This window comes from Synechococcus sp. BA-120 BA3 (genome assembly GCF_034931285.1).
GTDB lineage: Bacteria > Cyanobacteriota > Cyanobacteriia > PCC-6307 > Cyanobiaceae > Cyanobium.
The window spans coordinates 1-6,603 of sequence record NZ_JAYGHZ010000333.1 but is presented as its reverse complement, the minus strand read 5'-3'; the positions used below and the strand labels follow the sequence as shown (position 1 = coordinate 6,603).

General features: G+C 65.1%; 6 protein-coding genes. 2 read left to right on the top strand and 4 right to left on the bottom strand.

Features of this window, described 5'->3' with window-relative positions:
* A partial coding sequence (locus VB737_RS13785; protein WP_500313783.1) for a GNAT family N-acetyltransferase occupies positions 1 to 276 on the top strand: 276 nt, incomplete at its 5' end.
* 53 nt (positions 277 to 329) lie between these two features.
* Positions 330 to 1,058 carry a phytochelatin synthase family protein gene (locus tag VB737_RS13780; protein WP_500313781.1) on the top strand — a complete coding sequence of 243 codons (729 nt, stop codon included), beginning with the start codon at positions 330 to 332 and terminating at the stop codon, positions 1,056 to 1,058.
* 36 nt (positions 1,059 to 1,094) lie between these two features.
* Here VB737_RS13780 and VB737_RS13775 read toward each other — a convergent pair whose 3' ends face one another.
* From VB737_RS13775 to purF, 4 genes are all read right to left on the bottom strand, one after another.
* On the bottom strand, positions 1,095 to 2,054 hold the full coding sequence (locus tag VB737_RS13775) for a glycosyltransferase family 2 protein (RefSeq protein ID WP_500313779.1): 960 nt from the start codon (positions 2,052 to 2,054) through the stop codon (positions 1,095 to 1,097).
* A 4-nt stretch (positions 2,055 to 2,058) separates the two neighbouring features.
* Positions 2,059 to 3,672 (bottom strand): alkaline phosphatase family protein, encoded by a 1,614-nt coding sequence (locus tag VB737_RS13770; protein WP_500313777.1) that lies wholly within the window; start codon positions 3,670 to 3,672, stop codon positions 2,059 to 2,061.
* A gap of 83 nt (positions 3,673 to 3,755) precedes the next feature.
* On the bottom strand, positions 3,756 to 4,871 hold the full coding sequence (locus VB737_RS13765; protein ID WP_500313775.1) for a glycosyltransferase family 4 protein: 1,116 nt from the start codon (positions 4,869 to 4,871) through the stop codon (positions 3,756 to 3,758).
* Positions 4,872 to 4,891: 20 nt separating this feature from the next.
* Positions 4,892 to 6,376, bottom strand: coding sequence for an amidophosphoribosyltransferase (purF, locus tag VB737_RS13760; protein WP_500313785.1), 1,485 nt, complete (start codon positions 6,374 to 6,376; stop codon positions 4,892 to 4,894).
* Between the last annotated feature and the right edge of the window lie 227 nt (positions 6,377 to 6,603).

Sequence of the window (6,603 nt, the reverse complement as noted above, 5' to 3'; positions counted from 1 at the left end):
GTGCGGCCCTGCCTGCTGGCCGATGGCGAGGGCTGGCGTGTCGGGCCCCTTGTCGCCGACAGTCCCGCCGCCGCCCGGGCCCTGCTGGAGGGCCTGTTGCAGCGCCATCCCGGCCCGGTGCTGATCGATGCCCCCGGCGCCAATGGCGCCGCCGCCCCGCTGCTGGCGTCGCTGGGGTTCAGCCCTGTCTCCCGCACCCTGCGCATGTACCGGGGCGTCCCTCCGGCGGTGTCGTTGGCGGACGTCTACGGCCTGGCCTGCCTGGAGCTCGGCTGATCGCGGGCGCGGCTGACCCCCAGCCCAGCGATGGCGCCCCTACCTTCAATGCCATGCCTTCGCGCCCCCCATTCCCGTTCCCCGGCCTGGTGCTGCTGGCGCTGGCCCTGGCGGCACCGCTGGCGACCGGTCGTCTGCGGGCGGCGCCGATCCCCCTGATGGAGCCGGCGGGCATGGACCTGCTGGTGGCGAGCGGCGCACGGGACGACTACGGCCCCCTGGCCGAGCAGTTCCTCACCCAGGCCAACCTCGCCTACTGCGGCGTGGCGAGCACCGCCATGGTGCTCAACAGCCTGGCCGTGCCCGCCCCGCCCGTACCGGGCTACGGCCGTTACCGCTTCTGGACCCAGGAGAACGTCTTTGACGTGCCGGCCGGCCGGGAGGTGGTGAGTGCTGAGGTGGTGCGGCGCCAGGGCATGACCCTGACCGAACTGGCCGGCCTGCTGGCGGCCCACGGCGTGGAGGCCGAAGCGATCCACGGCGACCAGCTGAGCCTCGAGCAGTTCCGTGCCCTGCTGCGCGCCAACCTCAGCCAGCCCGGCGACCGCCTGGTCGCCAACTACCTGCGCCCGGCCCTCGGCCAGGCCGGCGGCGGCCACATCGCCCCGCTGGCCGCCTTCCATGCCCCCAGCGACCGGGTGCTGATCCTCGATGTGGCCCGCTACCGCTACCCCTCGGTGTGGGTTCCGGTCGCCGACCTCTGGAAGGCGATCCGCACCCTTGATTCCACCTCGGGCCGCAGCCGCGGCCTGGTCACGATCCGACGAACATCCGGCGCGTGATCCCGATCAGGAGACGTCAGAGCAGCGCCCATGCCTTCAGTCCACGCCCCATGGCCTAGACGAAACAAGAATCTTCCAACGACGTGACAATCTTCTGGTGATCTGCTTCGTTCCAGAGGAAAGCGCCCGAAGCGAATAGCCATTGAATGCGGCCAAGAGGCAGGATCTGAGCCCATGGAAAAGATAGTTGTTGCTGAAGTAAGCTTCGGCAAATCTAAGCTGATTGTTGGCATGGATCCTGTGGATTGGGGGGATTTGATCCCGCATCGCTGCACCATAACGAGAGTAAAATCCTTCAACGCGGGACATCACACTTTTTTCTCTGAGCCGAAGATTCTTTGGGCTGGTCAGCTGATCAGGCGATCCCTCATTCTTGATCACTAGAGGTAGCTCAGTGAATGCCGTGGTGAATCCGGCTCCCAGGCAACGCAGATACAGATCAATGTCACCGCCAACCCGATGTCGCTCATCAAAGAGACCGACGTGGTCAAAGACACAACGGGAGAACAGCAAGGCAGAGGGACCGGAACGCAGAAAATGCCTGCCGACGAGCAGCGATTGATACATCGGCGACATATAGCGATTGAAATCAGGTGTCTGCGAATCAAACTCCGATTGACCGTTCCACCGCACCTCCACTCCGCTGAGGGCGATGCCATGGGATGGCTGCCTCTGCAGCGTTGAGACCTGGACGTTCAGGTAGTCCGGTCTCCAGGTATCATCGGAATCAAGAAAAGCAATGAATCTCCCTCGGGCAACGCGCAGGCCATGGTTGCGTGCAGCACCATGTCCGACGTTGGATTTCAAGCTGATCAGATGGACATCAGGATAGTTCTGCTGAACGAAGCTAACGGTATTGTCCTGCGAGCAATCATCAACAACAATGATTTCAACGGTACCACCATACTCTTGGGCATAAACAGACCGAAGCGCCTCGCTGAGCTTATGGGCGCGATTGTACGTGGGCAGAATAACAGAGACATCGATACCGGTCATTCGTCTAAATCTTGCTGACTTGAATGTCCTCTTGTCTGAAGTCCAATGGATCCGAGACAGAGGCCACGATGGCATTCTGAATGCACTCCATACAAGCTCCTTCGGCCCCGGGAAGTTGGACATTCAGCAGGCGCGCCAATGTAGGCGCGAAATCGAGAGCAGAAACGGATCGACTGATTTCTCCCGGTGGCACTCCCGGCCCAGTCACAAAGACGATGCCTTCCGGCCTGTGATCCCCGGTACGGACACCGGCGTAGGAATTGTGGAGCCGACCGATCTTCGCGGACTCAATCGACTGTGGGAAATCCTTTCGATGCCACTCAACGATCAGGTCTGGAAGATCGGTAAGGTGATGGCCTTCGTAATGGTGGGAGGTGCGCAGGATCTCCTTCACCACCGGCTCCCCTGTGTCCACATAAACAATCGCCTTCAGTTCCTCCACCAGCTGCTGGCAGACCTGCTCATACTGATCTCCCATGTTGACCTTTCCGCGCGGCTCTCTGCCAACCACATTGATGCGGATCGCTCCGCAGGCGTCGTTGTTGCTCAGCATGAAGTACCGGCGATCCTGCACATGAAGCGTCACTGCCGCGAAGTCGGGCACGGGAAACGCCAGGCCTGGGTCCAGGAACTTTCTGAATCGCCACAACAGCAGCTCGGGGCTTCTTGCATAGGTCCGAATCTTCCTGGCAAGGCGATCAGCCAGGCTCGTCGGTGCTGGTGTGGGCAGCTTCGCTGCATCGTGTTGATCCAGACGCAGGAGGATGCGCTCCAGGAAGGAATTCACCCCATCCTGCGGGCCCATGCCATGGCTGCTGTAGACAAAGACGTAGGTGTCCTTGTCCACTTCCGAGATCAGACGTCCAATGGAAGCATCCAGCGCCCTGTAGCCCGCCAGCAGGGGATCTCCAAGCGACGCGGCCAGGAGCGGATCATGATCAGCATGCCTGGAATCATGGAGATGCCAGCATTGATGGCCGACACAATGGGGCTCGGTGAAGACGGTGAGAAACAGATCCCAAGGTCCCTGTCGTAAATACTTCGTTGAGAGTTTTTCCTTGGAATTGGTTCGCGCGATCATGGCCTCCACGAACTGCTGGAAGCCCTCGGGCGTTCGATCGATGTCGTTGCACCGGGGAATCGGATTTCGTCCAAACTCGGCTTCCACCTCGGAGGCCAGCGTGGAAGGGTAGGCGTGGAAGACATCATGCTTGTTGGCTTTATGCACCCCCCAATCAGTGATCTGCATGCCATTGAGCCGCTCCGACGGAGGGGTCAAGGGGACATCGATGATGGCCACCCGTTTACCTGATGCACTCAGAACATCCCAGAACCGATCACCCTCAAGCTCGAAGCTGTTGTGGCGATAGGTCTCATACGTTCCCGTTTTCAGCTGGCTGAAGTTGTAGCGACCATGGCGGGCAGCTGAGACACCTGTGGCGAACGACGGCCACACGGCGCCCACATAGAAGCCGACAGGCGTGGTGGTGAATCCCCAGGCCGATTGTTCAAGCAATCTGGAAAAGGTCGGCAGCAATTCCATGCTCGACCACTGCAGGATCAGATCTTTATCTGCCGAATCGATGCCGATGAACAGAACCTTGGTGGGGCTGGCCACGGAAGATCAACGTGAACGTAGGGGTGGCACGATCAACCGAGCCTAAGCCTGATGAGGAGGAAATTCCGTTCTCCCCGGCCCGTTCAGCGTGGGTCCGATGTCGGCGCCAGCGCAGGATTCACCGCCTCCAGGAATCGTTCCGCCACCCGGTCCCAGCTGAAGGGCACCACGTGGGTGCGGCCGAAGGCGCGGCAGCTCCGCTGACGCTCGCTATCGGTGAGCAACTGCAGCAGGGCCTCGGCCAGCGCCTGAGGATCCCGCGGCGGCACCAGCAGCCCGGCCTTCCCGTGGGGCACCACCTCGGGGATCGCCGTGGCCGTGGTGCTCACCACCGGCAGCCCGCTGGCCATCGCCTCGAGGAACACGATCCCGAAGCCCTCCTGGATCGACGGCAGGCAGAACAACGCACTGCGCCGGTACCACTCCCGCACGGCACCGTCGTCGGGCAGGGCCCCCAGCAGCTGCACCACCGCCCCCAGCCCCAGCCGCTCCACCAGCTCCCGCAGCGCCCCGTGCTCCGGGCCGTCGCCGATCACCACCAGCCGGGCGCTGGGCAGCCGCTGTTGCACGCTCTGGAACGCCGTGATCAGATCCCCCACCCGTTTGCGGGGGTACTGGCGCGCCACGCACAGCACGGTGTGGGGCTCGCGGGCCCCATCCAAGGCGGCCAGGGCGACGGTATCCCCGCCCTCCGGGTTCCAGAGCCCGGTGTCGATCCCCTCCGGCACCAGCCGCAGCCGCCCCTCAGGCACCCCGTAGTGCTCCTCGATGCGCGCGCAGCAGTAGCGGCTGGTGGAGAGCACCAGCGGCGCCCGGCGGGCGTTGAGGCGCTCCAGCCGTGACAGGCCCCAGAGCATCAGCCGCGGCCAGCCGCTCTCGCAGCGTGACTCCTCGGCCAGCACCCCCTTGATGCAGCACACATAGGGCACCGGGCAGCGGTGCGCCACCCGGAAGCCGTCGATGTCGAAGCCCACCACCAGGTCGTAGCGGCCCTCGGCGGCGGCCAGACGCCGGGGCAGGGTGAGGTTGAACCAGAGGCGGCGCAGCAGCAGATTCCGGGGCCAGGCCCCCTCGGGCACCAGCCGCTCCACCGTGTGGCCCCGGGCGATCAGGGCCCCGGCCAGGCCGCCGATGGCCGCCGCCGTGCCGCTGCCCTCGGCCACCTCCTGCAGCCAGGAATCCAGGAAGGCGATGCGCATACTGCGGCCGGCCGCCGGGCCTACACCCGCGCCGCCAGGCCGGTGGGCTCGAGCATCAGCTTGCTGTTACGCACCTCGTCATCCATCTCGATCGGGTACTGGCCGTCGAAGCAGGCGGTGCAGAAATGGCTCGAATGGGCCTGGGCCGCCTCCACCATGCCGCCCTTGGTGAGATAGGCGAGCGAATCCACCCCCAGGTGCCGCTCGATCTCCTCCAGCGTCAGCCGCGCCGCGATCAGGTGGTCCTGGGTGTCGGTGTCGATGCCGTAGAAGCAGGGGTGGGTGACGGGCGGCGAGCTGATCCGCATGTGCACCTCGGTGGCGCCCGCATCCCGCAGCGCCTGCACCAGCTTGCGGCTGGTGGTGCCGCGCACGATCGAGTCGTCGATCACCACCACCCGCTTGCCGAAGAGCACATCGGGCAGGGGGTTGAGCTTCACCCGGATGCCCGCCTCCCGCATCGCCTGGGTGGGCTGGATGAAGGTGCGGCCCACGTAGCGGTTCTTGATCAGGCCGTCGGCGAAGGGGATGCCGCTCACGTGCGAATAACCGATCGCCGCCGGGATGCCCGAATCGGGCACGCCGATGACGATGTCGGCCTCCACGGGCGTTTCCCGGGCCAGCACCTCACCGATCCGTACCCGATAGCTGTAGAGCGACTCGCCGAAGAAGCGGCTGTCGGGCCGGGCGAAGTAGATCATCTCGAACACGCACAGCTTGGGCGGCTCCTCGCACCAGCGCTGCCGCTCGGGAATCGGATCGGCCTGGCGGAAGTGGATCAGCTCGCCGGGCTGCACGTCATCCACGAAGCTGGCGCCGATGATGTCGAGGCCGCAGGTCTCGCTGCTGGCCACCCACTGGCCCTGCTCCGGTTCCCCCAGCAGGCCGAACACCAGCGGCCGGATGCCATGGCCGTCGCGCAGGGCGAACAGGCCGTCGGGGGTGCCGATCACCAGGCTGAAGGCGCCGCGGCAGCGGCCGGCCGCCTTGCGGATCGCGGCGTTCCAGCCCAGGCCCGAATCCACCGCCTCCTGCAGGGCGAAGGCGATCAGCTCCGAATCGGTGGTGGAAGTGAACTCCCCGGCCAAGTGCGCGAGCGAGTCCCGCAGCTCCGCCGCATTCACCAGATTGCCGTTGTGGGCCAGGGCCAGGGGCCCCAGGCGCGTCATCAGCACCACCGGCTGGGCGTTGCAGACCTTGCTGCTGCCGGTGGTGGAATAGCGGTTGTGGCCGATCGCCAGCTGGCCGGGCATCCGCTCCAGCACCTCCTGGTCGAACACCTGGCTCACCAGGCCCATGTCCTTGTGCAGCCGCACCTTGACGTCGTCGAAGACGGCGATGCCGGCCGACTCCTGGCCCCGGTGCTGCAGGGCGTAGAGCCCGAAATAGGTGAGGTTCGCCACCGCCTCTTCGGCGGCCAGCACGGCGAACACGCCGCAGGCCTCCTCCGGCTTGTCGGGGCGCTCGCTCTCAGGCCCCCCAAGGGCCTTGGTGTCGGTGGTCAGCGGACCGTGCGCATCGCGTTGATCGGCGCGGGGGGCGCAGGGCACGGGCTTTCCCACCACAGCAGAGAATCCATCTTGGCCCATCACCTGTCGGGCGGGGGGCCGGCCTTGCCCAGGCGGGCGGGGATCGCCTGCTCGTAGGTGTGGCGCAGCGGCTCCACCGCCAGCGCCAGCAGGGGCTCGCCGCCCCGCGCCACCACCAGGCGCTGTCCCTTTTACACATCTGA

What these genes read in the sequence shown, in the direction of transcription:
- VB737_RS13780 (WP_500313781.1), top strand. Translation starts at nt 330, where the DNA reads ATGCCTTCGCGCCCCCCATTCCCGTTCCCCGGCCTGGTGCTGCTGGCG.
- VB737_RS13775 (WP_500313779.1), bottom strand. Translation starts at nt 2,054, where the DNA reads ATGACCGGTATCGATGTCTCTGTTATTCTGCCCACGTACAATCGCGCC.
- VB737_RS13765 (WP_500313775.1), bottom strand. Translation starts at nt 4,871, where the DNA reads ATGCGCATCGCCTTCCTGGATTCCTGGCTGCAGGAGGTGGCCGAGGGC.